24 protein-coding genes are annotated in these 20,192 nt (G+C 43.9%); 21 read left to right on the top strand and 3 right to left on the bottom strand.

Annotated elements, in window-relative coordinates; all coding sequences use genetic code 11:
• Nucleotides 1-4 precede the first annotated feature (4 nt).
• From NYE33_RS13960 to NYE33_RS13950, 3 genes are read right to left on the bottom strand one after another with little or no spacing between them, the layout of a single operon-like run.
• Nucleotides 5-2,023 carry a TIR domain-containing protein gene (locus NYE33_RS13960; protein ID WP_341066151.1) on the bottom strand — a complete coding sequence of 673 codons (2,019 nt, stop codon included), beginning with the start codon at nucleotides 2,021-2,023 and terminating at the stop codon, nucleotides 5-7.
• A 12-nt stretch (nucleotides 2,024-2,035) separates the two neighbouring features.
• Nucleotides 2,036-2,602: a TIR domain-containing protein gene (locus tag NYE33_RS13955; protein WP_341068656.1), complete on the bottom strand. Its 567-nt coding sequence runs from the start codon at nucleotides 2,600-2,602 to the stop codon at nucleotides 2,036-2,038.
• A 39-nt stretch (nucleotides 2,603-2,641) separates the two neighbouring features.
• Nucleotides 2,642-3,205, bottom strand: coding sequence for a toll/interleukin-1 receptor domain-containing protein (locus tag NYE33_RS13950; protein WP_341066149.1), 564 nt, complete (start codon nucleotides 3,203-3,205; stop codon nucleotides 2,642-2,644).
• A gap of 186 nt (nucleotides 3,206-3,391) precedes the next feature.
• Between NYE33_RS13950 and NYE33_RS13945 the strand changes: the two genes are divergently transcribed.
• From NYE33_RS13945 to NYE33_RS13845, 21 genes are all read left to right on the top strand, one after another.
• Nucleotides 3,392-4,381, top strand: a complete 990-nt coding sequence (locus NYE33_RS13945; protein WP_341066147.1) for a DUF3991 domain-containing protein — start codon at nucleotides 3,392-3,394, stop codon at nucleotides 4,379-4,381.
• Nucleotides 4,371-5,063: a hypothetical protein gene (locus NYE33_RS13940; protein WP_341066144.1), complete on the top strand. Its 693-nt coding sequence runs from the start codon at nucleotides 4,371-4,373 to the stop codon at nucleotides 5,061-5,063. Before NYE33_RS13945 ends, NYE33_RS13940 begins: the two co-directional genes overlap by 11 nt.
• Nucleotides 5,044-6,279 (top strand): MobP3 family relaxase, encoded by a 1,236-nt coding sequence (mobP3, locus tag NYE33_RS13935; RefSeq protein ID WP_341066141.1) that lies wholly within the window; start codon nucleotides 5,044-5,046, stop codon nucleotides 6,277-6,279. Before NYE33_RS13940 ends, mobP3 begins: the two co-directional genes overlap by 20 nt.
• A gap of 258 nt (nucleotides 6,280-6,537) precedes the next feature.
• A complete protein-coding gene (locus NYE33_RS13930; RefSeq protein WP_341066140.1) occupies nucleotides 6,538-7,188 on the top strand; it encodes a hypothetical protein in 651 nt (216 codons plus the stop codon).
• A gap of 23 nt (nucleotides 7,189-7,211) precedes the next feature.
• Entirely contained in the window at nucleotides 7,212-7,919 is a 708-nt protein-coding gene (locus NYE33_RS13925) for a hypothetical protein (RefSeq protein WP_341066138.1), read from the top strand.
• Nucleotides 7,920-7,952: 33 nt separating this feature from the next.
• The gene (locus NYE33_RS13920) at nucleotides 7,953-8,792 is read left to right on the top strand and encodes a hypothetical protein (protein ID WP_341066135.1); all 840 of its coding nucleotides are present in this window, start codon (nucleotides 7,953-7,955) and stop codon (nucleotides 8,790-8,792) included.
• Nucleotides 8,793-9,207: 415 nt separating this feature from the next.
• A complete protein-coding gene (locus tag NYE33_RS13915) occupies nucleotides 9,208-10,812 on the top strand; it encodes a VirD4-like conjugal transfer protein, CD1115 family (protein ID WP_341066134.1) in 1,605 nt (534 codons plus the stop codon).
• Nucleotides 10,701-11,156, top strand: a complete 456-nt coding sequence (locus NYE33_RS13910) for an Mbov_0395 family pilin-like conjugal transfer protein (protein WP_341068768.1) — start codon at nucleotides 10,701-10,703, stop codon at nucleotides 11,154-11,156. The genes NYE33_RS13915 and NYE33_RS13910 overlap by 112 nt, the downstream gene beginning before the upstream one ends.
• A 65-nt stretch (nucleotides 11,157-11,221) precedes the next feature.
• Entirely contained in the window at nucleotides 11,222-11,452 is a 231-nt protein-coding gene (locus NYE33_RS13905; RefSeq protein ID WP_341066131.1) for a DUF6133 family protein, read from the top strand.
• 54 nt (nucleotides 11,453-11,506) lie between these two features.
• Nucleotides 11,507-12,343: a conjugal transfer protein TrbL family protein gene (locus NYE33_RS13900; protein WP_341066128.1), complete on the top strand. Its 837-nt coding sequence runs from the start codon at nucleotides 11,507-11,509 to the stop codon at nucleotides 12,341-12,343.
• A gap of 4 nt (nucleotides 12,344-12,347) precedes the next feature.
• Entirely contained in the window at nucleotides 12,348-12,557 is a 210-nt protein-coding gene (locus tag NYE33_RS13895; protein WP_042139145.1) for a hypothetical protein, read from the top strand.
• 10 nt (nucleotides 12,558-12,567) lie between these two features.
• Nucleotides 12,568-12,906 (top strand): hypothetical protein, encoded by a 339-nt coding sequence (locus NYE33_RS13890; protein ID WP_301877831.1) that lies wholly within the window; start codon nucleotides 12,568-12,570, stop codon nucleotides 12,904-12,906.
• Nucleotides 12,903-13,343, top strand: a complete 441-nt coding sequence (locus NYE33_RS13885; protein WP_341066123.1) for an A24 family peptidase — start codon at nucleotides 12,903-12,905, stop codon at nucleotides 13,341-13,343. Before NYE33_RS13890 ends, NYE33_RS13885 begins: the two co-directional genes overlap by 4 nt.
• Before the next feature lie 27 nt (nucleotides 13,344-13,370).
• Nucleotides 13,371-14,120: a Flp pilus assembly protein CpaB gene (gene cpaB / locus NYE33_RS13880; protein ID WP_341066121.1), complete on the top strand. Its 750-nt coding sequence runs from the start codon at nucleotides 13,371-13,373 to the stop codon at nucleotides 14,118-14,120.
• Nucleotides 14,113-14,979 carry a hypothetical protein gene (locus NYE33_RS13875; RefSeq protein WP_341066120.1) on the top strand — a complete coding sequence of 289 codons (867 nt, stop codon included), beginning with the start codon at nucleotides 14,113-14,115 and terminating at the stop codon, nucleotides 14,977-14,979. The genes cpaB and NYE33_RS13875 overlap by 8 nt, the downstream gene beginning before the upstream one ends.
• A complete protein-coding gene (locus NYE33_RS13870) occupies nucleotides 14,976-16,325 on the top strand; it encodes a CpaF/VirB11 family protein (protein ID WP_341066117.1) in 1,350 nt (449 codons plus the stop codon). Before NYE33_RS13875 ends, NYE33_RS13870 begins: the two co-directional genes overlap by 4 nt.
• A complete protein-coding gene (locus tag NYE33_RS13865) occupies nucleotides 16,322-17,260 on the top strand; it encodes a type II secretion system F family protein (protein WP_042139150.1) in 939 nt (312 codons plus the stop codon). Before NYE33_RS13870 ends, NYE33_RS13865 begins: the two co-directional genes overlap by 4 nt.
• Before the next feature lie 232 nt (nucleotides 17,261-17,492).
• On the top strand, nucleotides 17,493-18,242 hold the full coding sequence (locus NYE33_RS13860) for a JAB domain-containing protein (RefSeq protein WP_042139152.1): 750 nt from the start codon (nucleotides 17,493-17,495) through the stop codon (nucleotides 18,240-18,242).
• Between the two features lie 15 nt (nucleotides 18,243-18,257).
• The gene (locus NYE33_RS13855; protein ID WP_231575199.1) at nucleotides 18,258-19,133 is read left to right on the top strand and encodes a secretion protein F; all 876 of its coding nucleotides are present in this window, start codon (nucleotides 18,258-18,260) and stop codon (nucleotides 19,131-19,133) included.
• 33 nt (nucleotides 19,134-19,166) lie between these two features.
• Complete coding sequence (locus NYE33_RS13850; protein ID WP_042139153.1) at nucleotides 19,167-19,559, top strand: DUF4320 family protein; 393 nt, start codon at nucleotides 19,167-19,169, stop codon at nucleotides 19,557-19,559.
• A complete protein-coding gene (locus NYE33_RS13845) occupies nucleotides 19,556-20,095 on the top strand; it encodes a hypothetical protein (protein ID WP_042139154.1) in 540 nt (179 codons plus the stop codon). Before NYE33_RS13850 ends, NYE33_RS13845 begins: the two co-directional genes overlap by 4 nt.
• Nucleotides 20,096-20,192 lie beyond the last annotated feature (97 nt).

Raw genomic sequence — 20,192 nt, 5'->3', positions numbered from 1 at the left:
TATTTTAAGATGAAATTTTTTTTAATCCTTTAAAAACGAGATAAAGAGCTTCATCTATGAATGGGGTATTAAATAGCTTAATATTTTCTTCATATGTCAATCCATTATTTAAATTTGTATTCAGTATAGCTTCTGAAATTTCATCATATTCAATTGGTGATTTGTTATGTGTAGAATAAAACTCAAGAACTTCCTTATAGCCAGCATTATTCACAATTTGCCAATCTTTTGTAAGCTCCTTTTCTATTAGGTTATTCTGAATTGATTTACAGACACTTGCTGTTACTCCTCCAAATCCACCTAAGAGGAAAAGAGGGCGCTTCAGCTTTAATGTCAGGAAAATCTCTTCAAGTACACCTGGCATACTTCCTTTGTAGCCAGTAAGTCTACCTCCAGCACATATTCTAACATTACATTTCTCCGCCATTTGTTCTCGCATTTCAGATAAGTTCCGGCTCCAAACATACAGATTTTGAGAATTTGTAGGAGGTAAAAAGGAATCTACACTTGGAATCAGTTCTAAAACATCTCTATTAGGAGGTAATTCAATCATTTTCGCAATAGGTTTATAATTAGCTTTCCAATTCCTCATACTTTCTACATCACTTATATAAATTGGCCAGGCAATATAGTTATTAATTTGTATTTCCTCTTTTTGCACTCTTGATTGATAAGCCAAAACTTCGTTAAAAATAAATTCTGTAAATCCGTTTTCACGAAGGTCCCCCCCATAAGATAGTATTGATCCACGGGATATTAAATGTCTCGCTAGATCTTGAGAGAGGTGAATTAAATGAGCAGACGTTTGCCCTATACTGGTTACTTCTTCAACAGAAGGATCGGATATTGAAATTCCTATGTTTCTATTAGTTAAAGGACAAAAATCTAAGGAGAGTGGTGTTTTAATTTCAACTCCAAGCTTACTTAAGAAACTTATTTCTTCAGTGTAGACAGGCGGCTCTGGATATACTAATTGTTTATGTTTATAGCTAATGATGTCACTCTCATTAACAAATAAAACTTTATTTATATCCGATACTTCTGGAGGTCTAGAAAGAATTATTGCTCCCTCTTCCATAAATCCCACCGTTTTATACTGATTAAGCAACAACTTTGCATAAAAGAACCGAACAGTCTCTAGCAATGTAGCACTTAAGATTCTCAACAGATCTTCCTGCTTGGGTTCCCCCCCAAGATTAATATGAATACCAGGTATATTTGTAGCAAAAGGAAATCTGCGATCTTCAAATTCTTCAAGAGAATCCACTGCAATAATAGGACGGTCTTGCTCTTTAGCGCTTAATATTTCTCTTTGACACCAGTATCGGGAGGAGTATGCATCTGTGTGAATTGCAATAACTGTGGAATCATTAATATGTCCAATGATCTCTTCATCAAATCTAAATCCCGGAGCAATATCTGTTGCATCAAAAAAATTCCTCATTGAACTGTTATCAATGAAATTTTTCAATGCTTTTGCTAATAAAATGCCCCTAGTTCCATCTTTTGCATGACTTAGAAAAAGCTTCAGTGCGTTATCCTTTCCCAGAGCCATCTTCTCAAATTTTTCATTCAGTGAACAACGATAGATCTCATGAGTAATAGAAATGAATAAGTAATCATTCAAAAGTTTCTGATCATATTCATGAGCTCTAATAAAATTCATGTAATTAAATATGCCATTTAATTTAAATGCATATTTATCAAGAGCAATTGGAATGATTGTGACATTATTTGAATGAGGCATCTCTCTTATGTACTCCACCCAAGTATCATCTATAACTAATTCTCTGCTGATAAAAACAAAAATAATCGTCTTCTCTGACAAGATTTGAATTTCATTTGGTATGCCCTTATGTGTACTAGTTCGACAATAAATTGGTAAGTTCATTGAGCGTGAGAATGGTTTATTAACATCACGTGATAATGAAGAAAAACAATGATCAAAAATAGGTTTTACGATGTCATCATCTGATGGATACCAGACAAAATAAATTGATAGTGGAGGTATAAATTCAGGCATATATCTCTCTCCTTAGTGTGTAATTCCACACACTTTACATTTAGAATTATATCCCATCATATCCTGGGAATTTTTTATTAAGTGTTTTCTGTTTCTTCTAGCTTGATAAGCATCCTCAATCCAATCCCCTAATATTTCTGGTGAAGGTGGGTACACCCAATAACGAGCATAGCAATTCACATTATCCTCGTTCCAATTAGCCATCAATCGAAGCGGAAGATGCGCCGATTCACCTTTACTAGGAAGGATAATTCCCATAAGCCCGTTTGGTGTATATTCTCCCTGTCTTATTGAACTTTTGATTTCCCAATCAACGTATCTCCGGCTATGTGTACAGTTACCAACAAGTACAATAGTTACAGTAGTATCCTGTAGATATTTCCCACGAATTTGTGTCATTGTGTAATCTGGATTTTGACTCTGAATAAAATTATCATTAGCATTAGCACCGAGTACGTAAGGAATAAAGACCTTTTCTTCATTAGCAAATTTCCGAATGAATGCATCAACTTCTTGGCGGTCCTCCCTAAAATGTGAGATAAACACCTTTCTTTTGACCCCATCATATGTCAATTTCATTCTCTCCCGATCATTTAAAATTTGTAAAGGATAACCCACTTAGTTTTCCCACTCAAGAATGTAGTCTAAAGGATGATTGTGGTTGCTATATTGATTCATATTTATAAATGTGGACGCAGCTTCCAATAATATTCTCGATTGCTTACTTATTTCTATTAGGTATTCATTTAAACTTCTTGTTCCCCTTATCATTTGAGTTATTTCCAGATAAGATGGAATTGTCACTGTATCTTTCAGCGTAAGAGTAGCCAATGGTTTTTCAGCTCTTTTACCAAACCCGATTTCATAGGGCACCCACCATGAATTCACTGTTTCTTCTGATACGACACAAATAACATTTGTGGCAAATGAGAGGCCTCTTTCTATACTTTGTGTAATTGCAATTGGATCTTCATTCCTTACAGCTTGCTGAAGTTCTAAATCATAAATATCAAGATATATATCAACACCTGCATTTTGAATGTAATCTCCGAGTTTTTCCACTGCTTCCCTGTCTTCTCTTGTATAAGATAAGAAAATGCATAAATCTGATTTTTTTGTTGTAAAAAAGATACTATTGGTTGCTTCAGCAACTAATGGGTTTGCTAAATTTCTCCCTCTCAAAGCGTAAGTCCCTCCTTAAATTTTCTACATTCTTCAACATATGTCCGACATATTCGCCGTACATTATCTATATTCCTCCCATAATATAGTATGAATGAAAATAATATATCCCGATGTAATTTTTCGAAAATTTAGGAATAAAACTATACCAACAGTTGCTCAAAATTATGTATAAATGGTGAAATTATGAATAATAGTTCATTCTTTTCGAAAGATCAAATTAGCCAAGCAAGTAATATCAACCTTATTCAGTTTGCTAAGTCCCACAGTTACATCCTTGAAAATGGCGGCCGCCGTGCTTTTCATGCAAAGCAAAGTGGCGGTCTTTACTTTTTCAAAGACAGCAATAAGTACTACCACTTTTCAACCGATACCCACGGCGGCCCAATTGACTTTGTAATGCAATTCTGGAATATGAATTTCAAAGAAGCTGTAGCTTTTCTACTGGAGAGTGACATTCCACGCTTAACTCCTCTTCCGCCTTCTCCTCAAAAAGCCGGCCGGCTCATCCTTCCAGACAAGGCATCCAACTATAGACGAGTCGCTTGGTATCTCGTACACGATCGAGGAATTGACTCCGAAATCCTGTCCCACCTCATGCACGAAAAAAAGCTTTACCAGCAATCCAAAACCGGAAACTGTGTTTTCGTCGGATACGATCAAGATGAAATTCCTAAGTACTGTTCGATGAGAGGCTGCAATCCTAAGCGTCCCATTAAACAGGATCGAATACACTCAGATAAAAGCTTCCCTTTTCACATCTCTGGTAGCAACAACAGTACGCGAGTTTACGTATGTGAAAGCCCCATCGATGCCATGAGCTATGCTACACTAACCAAGTTGAACGGTCGGGACTGGCGAGCAGATCATCAAATTTCTCTCGGCTGTTTATCAGATAATGCCTTAGAGCGCTTCCTATCCCAACACACTATTCATGAAATCATCTTCTGCTTAGACAACGACTATAACGCCACTTTTCGAGATGGCAGCCCGGCTCCAAATTGGGGGCAAGAGGCTGCCTTTAAATTTGCCCATAAGTATGATGAGTTAGGATATCAGACCAGTGTCCAGACGCCACATAATAAAGATTTCAATCTAGATCTGGTTTCTATGCGTCAGCCCACAACCGAAGCGGAATCACCTATTCATGAGGAGGATTGTGATTATGAACTATAGACTTTTTTCTCATTGGATAAAGGAAGTGCCGTCCCACCACCAGAGGGCACCGCCCGATGGTGGTGGTGTAAAGGCAGGAATAGCAAAATGTCATTTTGCGAGAAAACAGCGTGGAAGCAGAGCTTCCACCGACATTTTTAGTGATTTTCACCCGGTAAACGAATGTCTCACAAGAGTATCCCAAAGGGAAGGAGATGCCATGGCACAAGCTGAGAAAACCATACAGATCACCGTCAAGCTCCCAAAGAAACAATATGAAGCATTGAAAAAGTATGCAGCTACCAAGCATCTCAGTATGGCAGATATCGTACGTGCCTTTATTCAAAAGGGGATGTCTGTTGATGCTTATACGGAAGAGATTGATTTCATCACCACCATTATCCGTCAGGAGATCACTATTGCCATCAACGGTTTGAGCAATCGGCTTGCCGGACTCGCCAGTAAAGACCTCATTATGTCAGCCGCCTCCTATTATTCCACCATTGCTATCATTGCAGATTTAATCGATGTCAATCGTTACACTACTTTCCGAGAGATTGAGAAAAAGGCTCGACAGCTTGCAGTGGAATACATGAAGATGAAGCTCACTGATGTGGAGAAGCTATTCCTCTCCGGTGATGGTTTTGAGCAGGATGCTGAGCGACTGCGCGGAGGCGATATCGATGTCGGCTCTGATCTATAAGCAACGCTTCTTCCATCCCAATAAGCCCAAAACTGCAGTCAGCAATTACTGTCATATTGGTTATATCGCCACCCGCCCCGGCGCAGTTCGGCATGATGGGAAAAACCATGGTCTATTCGGAAAACTAAAGCCCGGCGAGATGCAGTTATTTGATTCCTGGAAAGAAGTGGCGCGAACTGCCCGAGATATTTCGCAGCAAGGCAAAAACATGTATCGTGGCATTATTTCTTTCCGCAAAGAAACTGCAACGGAACTGGGTCTATCAAACTTCACGGCATGGCAGCAGTATATCGAACAGCACATTGCCACACTTGCAGCCCAAAACAAGATTAAAACGGAGAACCTTTCTTGGGCTGCCGCCTTTCATAACGAAATAGATCATCCCCATCTTCATGTGGTGTTCTGGGACAAGAAACAAGAAATCATGAAGAACTTCACTTCCCCCGAAGTCCCCAACCGCATTCGCAAACAGCTGATTAAAGACACGTTCGCTTATAAAATCAAACAATTTATTGCCATGCGGGATCAGGCCAAATCTGGAGTATCCGAAATTACCGATCAATTGGTATCTGAATTTGAGAACTATCTGAAGCAGTTGAACCCAAAAGCATTTCGAGCATTCCAGCAGCGGTTCGAAATTGACGATGAAGACTCTCTTCTCCACTTTCCTAAACATCATTTGGTGGAGCCCTCTTCTGTCAAGAAGTTGGCTGAACAGCTTTTTCAATTACGTCAACAAATGCCGAAATCCGGACGACTTGCGTACAAGCTGTTGCCTCCTGAATCGAAAGCACTGCTGGATAAGTTTGTACAGAACATCTTGCAAGAGAATCGCTATCTGGCTCAGATGGTAGATGATTACGTTAAGGCCAAAATGAACCTGGCAATGCTTTATGACTCTAATCCAGATCATTTGAATAGGCAGCGTGCTAAATATCAGGCTGAAGCAGAGAAACGTATCGCCAACCGCATCCTCTCCACGGTTCGCAATATCATCCAGCTAGAGAAGGATGCCAGCTTTAATATCAAACAAGCTAATTGGCAGTATGCCATGACAGAGCAATTAGTGCTTGAGCTGCTTAACCTGATGGAAGGCTTGGCGATGAATGCCCAGATGGATTACGACGACAAAAGCAAGCTAGTGGGCGGTGACTTATCGAAGCAGGCTAAGAAAGAATGGCTTCTACGGAATAAGGATAAAGGATTCGATAGGTAATGAGCGATTACCACAGCACGCTTTAGTAGCGTGTTTTTTTGTGGACATTTTTTTAATATTCAGAATTCCTGTGAGTCTCCAACCACATCGAAAGGAATGATCAAATGTTTTTTACCAATGGAAAGCTGCAATCGTTTGAGAAACTGATGCGTCAAACTCCACGGAAACATCGACCATCTTCAGAAGACAAACCGAATCAACAACCTCAAGTAATTCCTTCTCAGGAGAGTCCATCTCAGCTCAAGGAGCAATCGGCCAGTGGAGATCAATAATCGAATGAAAGAGGTGCTGGAAGCAGAACTCTCCCGTTTGGGTTTGAATATCCAGCGTGAATCGTCCTCCGTTCTCTCGGTTCTTCAAAAGAATGACCCTATCGCATTTATTCATAATAATGGTGAAATTCATTATCCAGCTAATGCCGAAGCTGCACTCGCTCACCAGATTCCAAGCATTGTCGGAAAGGTCTGGGAGATAGAGCGCAGCTACCGTAATGCTGCCCAGCTTGGAATCTCCAGTTTGAGCAGTTACCGAAGTATGCTGGAATATAACCATCATGTATTAGCCGGCCGTTACGATGGGGACGGTGAGTTTCGATTTGTTACGTGGGAGATGAATAACGAGCGGACTGGATTTGCTATGGGGCATTATTTTTATCGCAATGAATACGAGAAGGCAAAGGACGATTTTCTAATGCGGAGTGGTTTACTCGACAAGGGTAGATTGTTTGATAGCGATCAGCTCACTGCACTTTACGCCGCTCTTCTCTATCGCAGCATCAATGATTCCACATTAGGGTATAACGAAAAACAATCCGTTGACCATCTTCTACAGAAAATCGAGTCATTGGCTCCCCCTTCTCCCAGTCTCCTCTATCCCCAAATACAAACCGAACTGGATCACGAACAGTAGCCTTCTTGAAAGGTGTGCCTCAAATGAAAAGTAAAAGTGAATTTTATAAAAGCTTCTTTGCTGCCCTATCCCAGCAAGGGATTGAGGTTCGGCGTTCCACATCCGCAGACTATTTAGCAGATATGTATCTGAAGGATCAGATCATTGCCTTTTATACACGGATGGATAGTATTGATCGTAATCCTTTTGTTACTGTCCCGGATCGGCTTATGAGCAGCATTTCAGACCTAGCACGGAAAACAGCCTTGCAGCTAGGTGTTTGTACCGAAAAGCCATACACCGATAAGGATGAGAAGATCACAAACGGTGTCTACAAGCTTAGTGAATACGGGGATGTCATTCTTGCTTGCAAACATCATCCTCTATTCGAATATGTGTTTTCGACCTACCGTCTTGCGCCAGAGAATGGAATACCGGTACAACGCCAATATTTCTATGACAGAAATGAAGCGATGGAGAACTTTTCCATCCGCAGCGGCCTGGTAGATGGTAAGAAACTATTCAGCGAAAATGAGCTTACTCTCATTCATGATGAGATGGTCAAATTCCTCATCAGTCCCAACGACAAGACTATGGAGCAATTCGAACAGGTCCAGATCCTGATCGACCGATTGGAGGAACTACTGCCCGAGCTTAAAGATCGGGAAATCCACTTGAACTACGAACATGAATTTAGTCATGACTTTGACGGTAACTCTGAGACGCTCGAAATTACCGAAGATGCTCGGTAACAACTCATATTTATTATAGAAGGAAGTGAGTCCATGCCTCAGCCTGAAAGTTCGATATGGGGTAATATTTTAACCTGCGCGGAAATCGGCTTGCATGTGTACGGCATGATGGCCGAACGCAATAGCGGCATTGTTGTGGATGCTGATTATGCCAAAGAAGTACTCAGTGAAGAAGCGCTGCAATCTGGAGAGTCACACGGTGATCATATCTATTTCGACGACGCCAAAAGTATCATTCCTGCTTATGAACTGCTCAAGAAAGATGCAATTACGGATCCGGAATTTAAAGAATGGTGCGGCTCGCCAGAAAAACTGGCCCAGGATGGAGCGTTTTTTGCTCCGGAGTATTTTGGTGGAATGACACTACCAGCAACTACAACTTGGGGAGATATTACGGAGAGCCAAGAGTTCTACAATGGTATTTCCATGGTGAATCATGACGGAGAGTGGGCACTCGCGGTACATCAAACGATCGCAAAGCATTGTCTGTCGGAGATGGCACAAGAAGTAGCAGCGGGTCAAGAAAACTATCTCTTTTATCCACTCGATGCTTGCTCCATTCCGGTTTATGAATTGTCCGCCTCTCATCCCGCTATGCTGGAACAAATCATAAACGAAGATAGCTTGGTTCACACCTTATGCGAGGACCATCCTGTCTATGTAACGATGCATAATCTTCATGTTGAAGAATGGGGCCGTATTTATGATCAGCCGGCACCCAGATCACTCTTTCTACAAATACAGCTGGATCAGGAAGCACGCTTCCCTGCTACAGAACAGTATGATAACTTCCAACAATCCCATCAAGACTATAATTCCCTGCGAGAACGACCTGATACCTTTTTTGAACCCACAGAGGAGCCCGAGTGGTGAAAACAAAACAAAAGCTGCTGCTTTGCACGGCTGCATGGTGCCTTATCCGGTTCAACTTCAACCTTCACTGTCCCCTCCCTAAATACAAGCCTAGGTAGTCTTATTTCTAGCAGAGTTCACTTTCTGCTTTTTCTTTGTCTTCAAGGATTTACTTTACTTCTGTCCACTCTCTTTTTCGCCTCTAATAACCGGCCCTATCAAAGCAAACTGAAGCAAATTGCACCCGGGATTGAAACACCTGTGGTGGTTGGACAAAATCAGCATGGTTCCGCACGATGGCTCCAAGAAGAGGAATGGGCTCATGCCTTCAACTGCGAATTGCTCGATCTGCATCATCCCTTTATTCGTCAATTGATTCAATCCGGTTACGACGACCTGCATTTCCGACGAACTGATCTGAAGGAGGACCTTCACCATGAGAATGCTTCATCCGAAGTCTATTCCGAAAGTGACCACCACAGTTAACCATCCTCGCCCATCTGCAGCACCTCTTCCGATCCAATCGGGTGGCATTGTCCTCGGGCTACAACAAGCACGAAACCAGGAGCGTCTTTTCTTTATAGGGGACGACGTTCATTCTCTCTGTATCGGCGCGACACGCAGCGGGAAATCTCGAACAGTGGTCCTTCAATCCATCGGACTCTTGGCGTTAGCCGGAGAGTCATTGGTTATCTCCGATCCGAAAGCAGAACTGTTTCATTATAGTAGCGTCCTGCTGGAGAAGCTGGGTTATGAAGTGTTTGCTCTCGATTTCCGCCATCCTGAAAAGAGTCACCATTACAATCTGCTGCAACCTATCATCGACGCAACGCTGGCAGGAGACCAAGAGCAAGCAGAAATGCTCGCTTGGGACATGACGAATGTGCTGGTAGGCAAAGCTCAGGGTGAAAAAATCTGGACCAACGGAGAAATGTCGGTCATCGCCGCCTCGATCCTCAGTGTCGTGTGGGATAACGTCAAGCGCCCGGAGTTTCAAAATATGACCAATGTCTACTGGTTTCTAGCGGAGATGAACAAACAAATCGGCAACAAAACACCGATGCAAGAGTACATTAAGCGGTTGCCTCAGAATCATCCTGCTCGGGCTCTGCTCAGCATCTCCGACATTGCTCCCTCCCGCACCAAAGGTAGTTTCTATACCTCAGCGTTGACCACATTGCGCCTCTTCACCTCCAAATTCATTTATGCCATCACACACAAAAGCGACTTTTCTTTAGCCGACATCGGCAATAAGAAACAGGCGCTTTTTATTATCCTCCCCGATGAGAAGACAACCTTTTATCCTGTGGCTTCGCTTATGGTATCCCAGTTGTACGAACTATTAACTACTGAAGCAGACAAACGTGGAGGACGCTTAAAACAACGGGTTAATTTTATCCTTGATGAGTTTGGTAACTTTACGCCCATTGCCGATTTCACAAATAAGTTGACGGTCGGCGGCGGGCGTGGAATGCGCTTTAACCTATTTCTACAGAGTTTCGAACAATTGAAAGAAAAATACGACGACCATGTAGCCAATACGATCAAATCCAATTGTCAGACCTGGATATACCTGCAGGCTGACGATTTAGAGACGCTGCGGGAAGTCAGCGAGAAGCTCGGAACATATACAACGTCCAGTTACCAACTTTCTGCATCGCATGGCAAATATTCGACGCCTAGCACTTCACACAGCTTAAACCTGCTTGAGCGCAAGTTGTTAACGGTAGACGAGGTGCACCGTGTCTCACGCCCTTATCAGATTGTACTTTCTCGTTCTCATCCCGCAATGATGTATTCTCCCGATTTATCCTCCTGGGCATTTAACGCGATGATGGGCCTTGGAGACAAGGAGCACAATCGCAAAGTGAGAGAAGAACGAGAAATGCGGCGAATCGTACGAACGAATACGAATGAGGAGGTGAAACTTTGGAATATTTGGATCTACTATCAGAAAGATATCACCCGGCAGATGGCCGAACAACGGCAACAAGCAGCCGCTCAAAGCGGATTATTCCCTCCGGGTTCAGACGACGATTAAGGTCCGGCCGCTTCTCTTCGATTATACGAACTGCAGCAGCAGTACTATTTACGCTTTATTACAATTGGTTTGAATCCGCATCTGCTTATGCTTCCGGCGACATTAAGGGTAGCAAGCTGGTGACCGGGACTGAGAAATTAATCGGCGATGTGACAACTTGGCTGATGATTCTAGCTCCGGTTGTTTCCGGTTTGCTCATTGTTTATTTTAGTATCCGGCGCTCTGCCGCTGATGAGATGGACACCAAAAAGTGGAACAACCGTATCATTGTTGCTGTTGTATCCTGCATTGGTGCGGTACTTGGTGCAGCCACCCTTAATATCATTATTGGTTACTACAAGTAAAAAGAGCTTGCTGACTAAAGCAGGCTCTTTTCTATGCTCACTTTGAATTTTGGAGGTTATGAATAATGAAAAAATGGATGCAGGTTGTACCGAAGAAATTCGCTCACATGAGGGGCAATGCAAAGACAGTAATTAGCAACCGTAGCGGGGAAGGTTTCGTGGATACGGCTGTAAAGATCCTGATGGCGGTTGTAATTGGTGCACTCGTTTTAGGCGGTCTGTATCTACTGTTTGAAGGAACCATCCTGCCCACACTTACTCAGCGCATCAAGGAAATGTTCAACTACAAAGGTTAAGCAGCCTTCATAGGAAGCGGCGGTCACGCCGCTTCTCTTAGAAAGGAGGAACAGATGGAGAAGATCTTACTGCTGCTTGTCGTTGCTCTTCTTAACGGTGCGCTGATCTACATGGACACCTTATTAAAAGATATCCTCCCCATCTCCTTGTATGCAGAGAAATACATGACCCTCACAACTGGCACAAATCTACTGGAAAGCTTGTACGATATTTTATTTGGCTTTGGAGTTGCAGTGATGATTCTCAAATTTCTGAAAAAGGGCTTTGAGATTTATGTCCTGTGGACCGATGGGGATCCGGATGAAGAACCGCTATTTCTACTGACCAATTTTTTCAGGGCAATGGCTGTTGCCATTTGTTTTCCCACAATCTATACCTGGATCGGTCAAATGGTTGAAGAGCTAACCAATCAGTTACTGGTCGTCATCGGACAATCGACCGACTACAACTGGCAGGCATGGGTTAACAGTATCAGCTCACTCGGACTTGTAACCGCACTATTCGGATTGGTCTTCGTGGTTTGTTTCTTTATCCTGTATTTCCAGTTTCTCATGCGCGGACTCGAAATGTTCATCCTTCGTGTTGGCATTCCTCTGGCCTGCGCAGGATTACTGGATAATGACCGAGGTGTGTTCCGGGCGTATACCCAGAAATTTGTGCAATCCATGCTGACGGTAGTCATTCAAATTGCCTTAGCCAAATTAGGTGTAGGGCTGATGCTGCAATCCCATGTCTTCTGGGGACTAGCGTGTATGATGCTCGCGATCAAGACACCACGCTTCCTCTCCGATTTCTTAATTACATCAGGTGGCGGTGGCGGGGTTGTAAATAATGTCTATCACTCCGTCAAACTCGTAGGGATGGCCCGCAAAATGACGAAGGCCGGGTGACTGAATGGATACACTGGAGGAGCTTGCACAAGCTCTTATCGCCTTAATCCGACTTGGCTGCGCCTGTCGCTTGGTGTATTGCATGGTACGTCTGGCTGGAGCTGACGAGGAAGCGGCGAAATACAAGAAACGCAGCCGGAACGTTGTACTGTTTTACATTCTTGCCGAAAGCATCTGGCAGGTAAAAGATATCATTTTGTTCTATTACCAGTAGGAGGCATGAGATGACTCAAGAATCGCAAACGTTGTATATTCCGATGGGTGTGAAGCCGGAAGCCGAGTGGTTTCCGGGTTTTGGCAAACAGCAATTAGGTCAGGCCTTTATCGGTTCATTGCTCACTGTACTTCTGGCGCTATTACTGTGGCTGATCAATGGCAGTGTGCCGATGGCCTTAGTTACTTTCTTAACCGGCGTTTCCGCCTCAGTGATGATGACCACGAAAGACCGAAATAATCTGTCTGTTCTCGATCAAGTACGCTTTATGGTTCGCTTTGCCAAAAGCCAAAAGGTATACCCCTACAGAAGTTTACCTGAATGGCCATGGCAGGAGGAGCAACCTTGAGTCTGTCCCTAAATATCATCCTTCTGAAAGGTTTACTTCTCACCTTGCTCCTGGCTTCTGCCAGCTTTCAGGATGTGAAAACACGCCTGATCCCTGATTCTCTTTCCGTAGCTATTACCGCTGTAGGATTCATACACTTCTCTCTTCTTTTCTCCTTATCTGGGATGGTCCTGACTGGCGTACCGTACCTTGTTGCAGCTGTAATCTCCAAAGGCAAGCTCGGAGGCGGTGATATCAAACTTATGGCAGCCTGTGGCTTTGTGCTAGGTCCAGTAGGTGGCACCATTCAAAGCATCATTGGATTAACACTTGTTCTATTTACTGCTTCAGGTATCAGCATCAAATCCGGTTATCAATCTGCTAAACAAACTTCTCTGCCGCTGGCTCCCTTTTTATCTGCCGGTGGTCTTTTTGCGTTTATCATGCTCCAACTCTAAACCCTTCCTCAGGAGGTCTTGTCTTTTATGCACAGATTTAAAAATCGTTCTGTATTAGGAGCAGTTTGTATTCTACTCTCCCTCATCATTTGTTTTGGTATTGCACCACTCTTAAACCGTGCAGCCAGCGATACCACTCCAATCATCCGTATTACCAAGGATGTTGCCAAAGGCTCGATAATTCAGTCTGAACAGGTAGAAACCGTTGAGGTAGGAAAGCTCCATTTGCCTGAAGCTGTTCTCAAAGCAACGGAGACCGTCGTTGGACAATATGCGGCGGTGGATCTCAAAAGTGGCGACTATTTGCTCCCTGCCAAGTTATCTGCTGATCCACTAGATGCTTACCTCAATCGACTGGATGGGCACAAACAAGCCATGTCCGTCACAATTAAGAGCCTTGCAGCAGGCCTATCCGGGAAACTTCAACCTGGAGATATCGTAACCCTTATCGCTTCAGATTACGGAGAAATGCGTACGACTACCATGCCTCCAGAGCTGCAATATGTTGAAGTATTGGCTGTCACTGCAAGCAGCGGACTGGACGCCCAAACAGGTACTAACGTCACCGCTGAAGACGATGAGGAAAATGAACTCCCTTCGACCCTAACCTTACTTGTCCAACCGCAGCAGGCTCAACTTTTAGCCGATCTTGAGAATAAAGCTAAGCTGCATACGTCCCTCGTGTACCGCGGCGACCCTGCTACCGCCAAAGCTTTTACCGACAAACAAGATGCTTACTTTACAGCCCAGCAAAAGAAAGGAGAGGCAAATGAGTAATAAACCGTTGATCGCTGTTTGGGGCAATCCCGGTAGCGGCAAGACCGTAACGACGATCAAGCTGGCGAAAGCCTTTGCCGCTAAAAAGAAAAATGTTCTGATTCTTTGCTGCGATGCCCTTTGCCCCTCCGCTTCTACAATCCTGCCGCAAGCCGCCAAGCAACAACGCTCCTTAGGCGAACTGCTCAGTCTGCCTGCGCTAACTCAAGAAGAATTACTACGGTTTGCTCTACCACTGGATGGTTCTCCTCATGTTGCTCTGATTGGTTACAAAAAAGGGGACACCGCTTTTACGTATGCTTCTTACGATAGAGAACGTGCTGTCGATCTCCTAACGTTAGCAAGGCATCTAGCAGATGTGATATTGGTTGATTGCTCCAGCTATCTATCCGCCGATCCCCTTTCCACGGTAGCACTGGAACTGGCCGATACAGTCTATCGGTTACACAGTTGTGAGCTGAAAAGCCTGATGTTCTACGCTTCCTATTTGCCACTATTGACGGATATGCGGTTTCGCCGTTCTTTGAATGTTTCTGTACTATCCAATGTTAAAGCAGGGCAAGACGAACGGGAATACAGTCAAGTTTTCGGAGGTATTGAGGTAACCCTTCCCTATGTGACTGAGCTAGAGCAACAAACGTCAGATGCGCGGCTGCTCGATGACCTATCTGGCAAAGAAGCAAAGACCTATCTCAATGGTGTAGAACATTTGATTCAACTGGCTTTACCGGAAGAACACCCGCATGTAGCGAAGTCAAAAGATAAATCCTATACAACTTCAATCCGTAATCCGACAACTTTAAATCTCCTCAATTGGCTGAAATCACTCCTACCAAAACGCCGAGGTGATGGTCAATGAATCAAGCTTCTTCACTATTTTTCTCTGCTACTCAGTCCAAGCCCTTTACGGATGTGTTAAAGGAAGTGCAGACTTATCTTTCCGGGAAATATGCCACACTAATGAGCCGCCATCCTGAGGAACAAAAACAGCAGATTATTTCCTATATGAGTCAATATCTAACCGACCAACGGCTACATGTGCCAGGACTGACATTTGAGGAACTAATCAATCGACTGTATGCCGAGATGGTGGAGTATTCCTTTTTAACCCGTTACCTTTTTTCAAGAGATGTCGAAGAAATCAATATCAACAGCTACAATGACGTGAAAATCAGCTATACGGATGGACGCATACTCCCAGCTGAAGAACAGTTTTCTTCACCAGAGCATGCGGTGGATGTCATCCGGCGGCTACTGCATCAGTCCGGAATGATCCTGGACTATTCTCAGCCCATTGTCCGGGGCCATCTGGCCAACAATATTCGCATTACCGTGTTCGGTGCTCCCATTACAGATAAAGATAAAGGGATTGCTGCTTCCATACGGATCATTAACCCTCAGAAGTTAGCCCGAGAGGATTTTATTCAGAATGAAACAGCGACCGCGGAAATGCTGGACTTCCTTAGCATCTGTCTAAGGTATGGGTTATCCATGTGCGTCACTGGAGCCACCGGCAGCGGGAAAACAACCTTGATGAGCTGGCTGCTATCCACGATCCCCTTTGACAAACGTATCTTCACTATTGAGAATGATTGCCGTGAGTTTGATCTGGTCATTACCGACAAAAACGGCCGCGTTCTGAACAATGTGGTGCATACTGTGACACGCTCCAGCGAAAACCCCCGCCAACATATCGATCAGGAAAAGCTATTGGAATTTGCCCTGACTGCCAACCCCGATATTATTTGCGTCGGAGAAATGAAATCTGCTGAAGCTTTTGCTTCCCAAGAAGCAGCTCGAACTGGTCATACCGTGATTACCACTACCCATGCAAATTCTTGTTTTGCTACCTACTACCGGATGGTGACGCTCTGTACCCAGAAATACGATATGAATGACCAGACCCTGTACAACCTGGTAACAGAAGCTTTTCCACTCATTTTGTTTGTGAAGAAACTCGAGGACAATACCCGCAGGATGATGGAAATCACAGAATGCTGCATACTCCCAGATGGTCAGCGTGTCATTCATACGCTATTCCGGTTTGCCGTCCATGCTACTTACGAAGAAGCCGGCCGTATTTGCATCGACGGCGCTTATGAGAAGGTTCGTGACATTTCCATCGGCCTACAGAAACGGTTGCTCGAAAACGGTTTGCCCTTGTCCTCATTGCAACGTTTGTTATCTGGAGGTGAAGCCTCATGACGTTTATGCTGCTGTTAGCCTCTATCGGTTTAACTGCAGGCTGCATGTTGATCCTTCAACTCACTCCTTACACATTAGCCCAAGAACTCTCCGAACTACTCTCCCATTTGTCTATTCGAAATCAATCACTAGCAAAACGGATCCGTGCTGTTCAGCACCCAAAGAAACTTAAAGGCTGGCGAGCTACAGTACATGAAGCCCAAGCTATTCTAGAACAGACGGGTCATGGTCAACGGTTTGGTTTGCTTATCACCGGTTCCTTATCTTTAGCAATTATAGGAGCTATGCTGGCAATCCTCCTGAACAACTTGTGGTTGTTACCCGTAATGGCTGGGGGATTTGCCCTACTCCCTTTTTGGAGTGTCTTATTCAGCTCTACCTTCTACAAGAAGCAGCTTGGTAGTGAACTAGAAACGGCTCTCTCAGTCATTACCACCTCCTACCTGCGCAACGAGAATATTCTGGCAGCGATTGAAGAAAATCTCCCTTACTTGAATCCTCCCGTAGCAGACGTATTTCAAGCGTTCCTAGCTGAAACGAAACTGATTCATGCCAACCTCAGACTGGCGATTCTACAGCTTAAAGGACGGATTAATAATACCGTCTTTCAAGAGTGGTGTGATGCCCTGATTGCCTGTCAGGACGATCGAACGTTGAAATCCACACTCATGCCCATTGTCGCCAAATTATCCGATATGCGTGTTGTCTCGGCGGAGCTTGACTATTTACTCTATGAGCCGTTAAAAGAATTTCTAACCATGGCTATCCTACTTGTCGGCAATATTCCCTTACTTTATTTTCTGAATCGCGACTGGTTCCATACATTGACTACCAGCACTCCTGGGCATATCGTGCTTTCAATCTGCGCTTTTGCGCTGTTTGTCTCACTGGCAGCAGTGATCCGGCTTACACGTCCTCTGGAATACAAACGGTAAGAAAGGAGAATTCAAATGCACGATTCTATTCGGTTACTAGGCAATTTGATTGAGGCATCCCCGCAAGAGCAGATCATCTTACAATCCCTGATTGAGGAATACGGGTTCCATAACTTTTGGGACCGGTTCGAGGAAGAGAAACTGTCTGGCGATTTGAAAAGCAAGCTGCAGGCAGTAAGGAAGCTCCTACATGCCTTGGAGCCAGTCCCATCTCCTGAAAGGAGCGAATCCGATGGGCCAAGACACCCTTGATAAGAGAATGGTCAAAGATTATATCCAATCCCTTCATCAGTTAACGGGAATTCCACTCGATAAATTAGAGGACTATGGAAATACCAATAGCCTAATGAATGCTCTGGAGCATCCCCATTCTTTGGAACTCACTTCAACGCAACTACAGAAAGTTGAGCAGCTTAATGAATTTCTTATCTCCCATCGTGTTCTGCAATGGGAAGTGGAGAATATACAGCGAAAAATCACCTCTCCAGAGCTAGCAGGAAGCTACTTCTCCGCATTTTTACATGGGCTACGGGATCGCGAACGCTTCATAGTCGCCTTCTTAGATAATGGTAACCATGTGATTGAAACACGGATTATTTCTGAAGGTGGTCTCACTGAAGCCCCTGTGTATCCCCGCAATATTTTAAAGGCTGCGCTGAATTGTGACTGCACTTCCATCATAATGGCGCATAACCATCCGGGCGGAAGCCTGAAGCCATCCTGGGAAGATATCGAGATGACCAAACGAATAGTTGCGATCTTCGAACCGCTTCACATTGGTATTATGGATCACATCATTATTGGTAATGCAGGCTTTACTTCATTGACACAGATGGGGAAATTGCCGAAATCAGCTGAAGAGGCGATTAGTTATGAGGCCATCACCCTCAAAAGTCTGGAGGAAGTCGAACCGTATATTCACGCTCCTTACCCGGAGCCTGCATGGGATGGTGTAGTGCGTGAGGAAGAATGGGAGCGCTAATGGAGGTGACTGTCTATGATGTCCGGATTACTAATGTTCATTGGTTTGTTTTTCGCTGCTGGATCTTATCTCGTTATCACAGACCTAATTAAACTTCCTACACTTGCTGCCTCAAAGGCAGTCATTCAGGTCGCACGAACTGGGAAGAAAAGCAGTTCTACATTCGACACTCTCATCTTTCGTATGTCTTCCTGGCTAGCTCCTAAACTTCCACTGAACGATTACTATAAACGCAAAACTGCTGCGACCCTTCAGTCAGCTGGCATTCCACTAACCCCGCAAGCCTATGTAGCTCATTCCATTGTAAAAGCAGGTCTGATTTTGGGTGGAGGATTAGTCAGTCTGCCAATTTTACCGCTGATTTCACCACTCTTTATCTTTTTGGCGATCGCTGTGTACTTCAAAAACATAAGTGCGGCAAGTGAATCTGTTCGCAAAAAAAGAGAAGAAATTGAAGCCGAACTCCCCCGGTTTGTAGCTACTATCGCGCAGGAACTTAAAGCCACCAGAGACGTGCTGCGAATGCTTGAGTTCTACGCCAAAAATGCCGGTAGCAGCTTGCAGAGCGAATTATTTATTACTATAGCGGACATAAAGAGCGGCAATCAGGAGACGGCCATGCTGAGGCTCGAGACACGTATTGGCAGCACGATGTTATCGGATATTGTACGGGGGTTACTAGCCGTATTGCGTGGTGATCAGGGAGTTGTCTATTTTGAAATGCTCGCACATGACTTCAAATTGGTAGAGATTCAGCGACTCAAGCTTATTGCAATGAAGCGTCCAGGCAAAGTACGCAAGTATTCATTCTATATGCTCGGCTGCTTTATGCTGATGTACATTGTCATTTTGGGCATGGAGATCATGAGGGCGATGGGCAAGTTATTCTGATGCATACCATCCAGAAGGAAGGGAGGAAGCTAGGTGTCCATCCTCCGAAGTAAGCGCGGAGAAGGTTACATCGATGTGGTGGTGCTAGTATTGGCTGCCATGTTATGCGTAGCTCTGGTGATCAAGGTATTTCCAGTGTTTGTTGTAAAACATCAACTGGACACTTTCGCCGCGGAACTAGTACGAGAAGCTGAGATATCTGGAAGAGTTGGCAGTGAGACTACAGAGCGTGCTAGTGAATTACAAACTCAAACTGGCCTATATCCTTCAATTTCGTGGAGTAGAACCGGAGAAATTCACATTAATGAAGAAGTAACGGTAACTTTGAAAACCACTGTTAATATCGGACTATTTGGGGATTTTGGCTCCTTCCCCATTGAGCTCACCGCTAGAGCTCAAGGAAAGTCTGAGGTGTATTGGAAATGAAGTGGCTGACTAACAAATCCGGAAATGGCTTTCCGTTAGTTGTTGCCATTGTATTGGCAATACTAATGTTTTCTAGTTTAATTTTTGAATATATGAGACTAACGATTATCGCCAGTGGTGTACGTGATGCCGTGCAAAGCTCCATTATTGCCGTGGTTGCTGAAAACTACAGTTATGTATACAGTAGCCTGCGGCAAAGTTACTCCGGCGGTTATTTACGGTCCGGAAACAAATGGCAGGAGCAGGTATCCACAGGACATATTTATCCTCGGCTACAAGAGAATTTGGGACTGGCCCAACAAGGGACAAGATATGCCAAACTGATTGGAGATCAGGTGGAATATAGTTTATCCGGTTTAGTAGTAACTCTTATAAATGCACCGTTCGCTCCTTCTTCTCCGAACACCATAGAGCAATTCACAGCCGAAGCAGTAATACAGCTAGAGGTGCCACTTTCCTTTGGCTGGGGTCATCTACCTTCTATGAAGGCAGAATTACATGTTAAAGCAGTATATATGCCTCGGTTCAGCTCATAAACTCATTAAAAAATATTATATTAGCTGATTTCATTGGATTTTACAGAATTATACAGTAAAATAGAAGAACGGAATCCTCTTGTAAGAACACAAATAT

It is taken from the genome of Paenibacillus sp. FSL R10-2199 (assembly GCF_038000235.1).
GTDB lineage: Bacteria > Bacillota > Bacilli > Paenibacillales > Paenibacillaceae > Paenibacillus_AQ > Paenibacillus_AQ phytohabitans.
This window is presented reverse-complemented; position numbering and strand designations above follow the sequence as displayed.

What these genes read in the sequence shown, in the direction of transcription:
- NYE33_RS13925 (WP_341066138.1), top strand. Translation starts at nt 7,212, where the DNA reads ATGAAAAGTAAAAGTGAATTTTATAAAAGCTTCTTTGCTGCCCTATCC.
- NYE33_RS13870 (WP_341066117.1), top strand. Translation starts at nt 14,976, where the DNA reads ATGAATCAAGCTTCTTCACTATTTTTCTCTGCTACTCAGTCCAAGCCC.
- NYE33_RS13900 (WP_341066128.1), top strand. Translation starts at nt 11,507, where the DNA reads ATGGAGAAGATCTTACTGCTGCTTGTCGTTGCTCTTCTTAACGGTGCG.
- NYE33_RS13865 (WP_042139150.1), top strand. Translation starts at nt 16,322, where the DNA reads ATGACGTTTATGCTGCTGTTAGCCTCTATCGGTTTAACTGCAGGCTGC.
- NYE33_RS13960 (WP_341066151.1), bottom strand. Translation starts at nt 2,023, where the DNA reads ATGCCTGAATTTATACCTCCACTATCAATTTATTTTGTCTGGTATCCA.
- NYE33_RS13890 (WP_301877831.1), top strand. Translation starts at nt 12,568, where the DNA reads ATGACTCAAGAATCGCAAACGTTGTATATTCCGATGGGTGTGAAGCCG.
- mobP3 (WP_341066141.1), top strand. Translation starts at nt 5,044, where the DNA reads ATGTCGGCTCTGATCTATAAGCAACGCTTCTTCCATCCCAATAAGCCC.
- NYE33_RS13845 (WP_042139154.1), top strand. Translation starts at nt 19,556, where the DNA reads ATGAAGTGGCTGACTAACAAATCCGGAAATGGCTTTCCGTTAGTTGTT.
- NYE33_RS13915 (WP_341066134.1), top strand. Translation starts at nt 9,208, where the DNA reads ATGAGAATGCTTCATCCGAAGTCTATTCCGAAAGTGACCACCACAGTT.
- NYE33_RS13945 (WP_341066147.1), top strand. Translation starts at nt 3,392, where the DNA reads ATGAATAATAGTTCATTCTTTTCGAAAGATCAAATTAGCCAAGCAAGT.
- NYE33_RS13855 (WP_231575199.1), top strand. Translation starts at nt 18,258, where the DNA reads ATGATGTCCGGATTACTAATGTTCATTGGTTTGTTTTTCGCTGCTGGA.
- NYE33_RS13920 (WP_341066135.1), top strand. Translation starts at nt 7,953, where the DNA reads ATGCCTCAGCCTGAAAGTTCGATATGGGGTAATATTTTAACCTGCGCG.
- NYE33_RS13875 (WP_341066120.1), top strand. Translation starts at nt 14,113, where the DNA reads ATGAGTAATAAACCGTTGATCGCTGTTTGGGGCAATCCCGGTAGCGGC.
- cpaB (WP_341066121.1), top strand. Translation starts at nt 13,371, where the DNA reads ATGCACAGATTTAAAAATCGTTCTGTATTAGGAGCAGTTTGTATTCTA.
- NYE33_RS13940 (WP_341066144.1), top strand. Translation starts at nt 4,371, where the DNA reads ATGAACTATAGACTTTTTTCTCATTGGATAAAGGAAGTGCCGTCCCAC.
- NYE33_RS13905 (WP_341066131.1), top strand. Translation starts at nt 11,222, where the DNA reads ATGAAAAAATGGATGCAGGTTGTACCGAAGAAATTCGCTCACATGAGG.
- NYE33_RS13860 (WP_042139152.1), top strand. Translation starts at nt 17,493, where the DNA reads ATGGGCCAAGACACCCTTGATAAGAGAATGGTCAAAGATTATATCCAA.
- NYE33_RS13895 (WP_042139145.1), top strand. Translation starts at nt 12,348, where the DNA reads ATGGATACACTGGAGGAGCTTGCACAAGCTCTTATCGCCTTAATCCGA.
- NYE33_RS13955 (WP_341068656.1), bottom strand. Translation starts at nt 2,602, where the DNA reads ATGAAATTGACATATGATGGGGTCAAAAGAAAGGTGTTTATCTCACAT.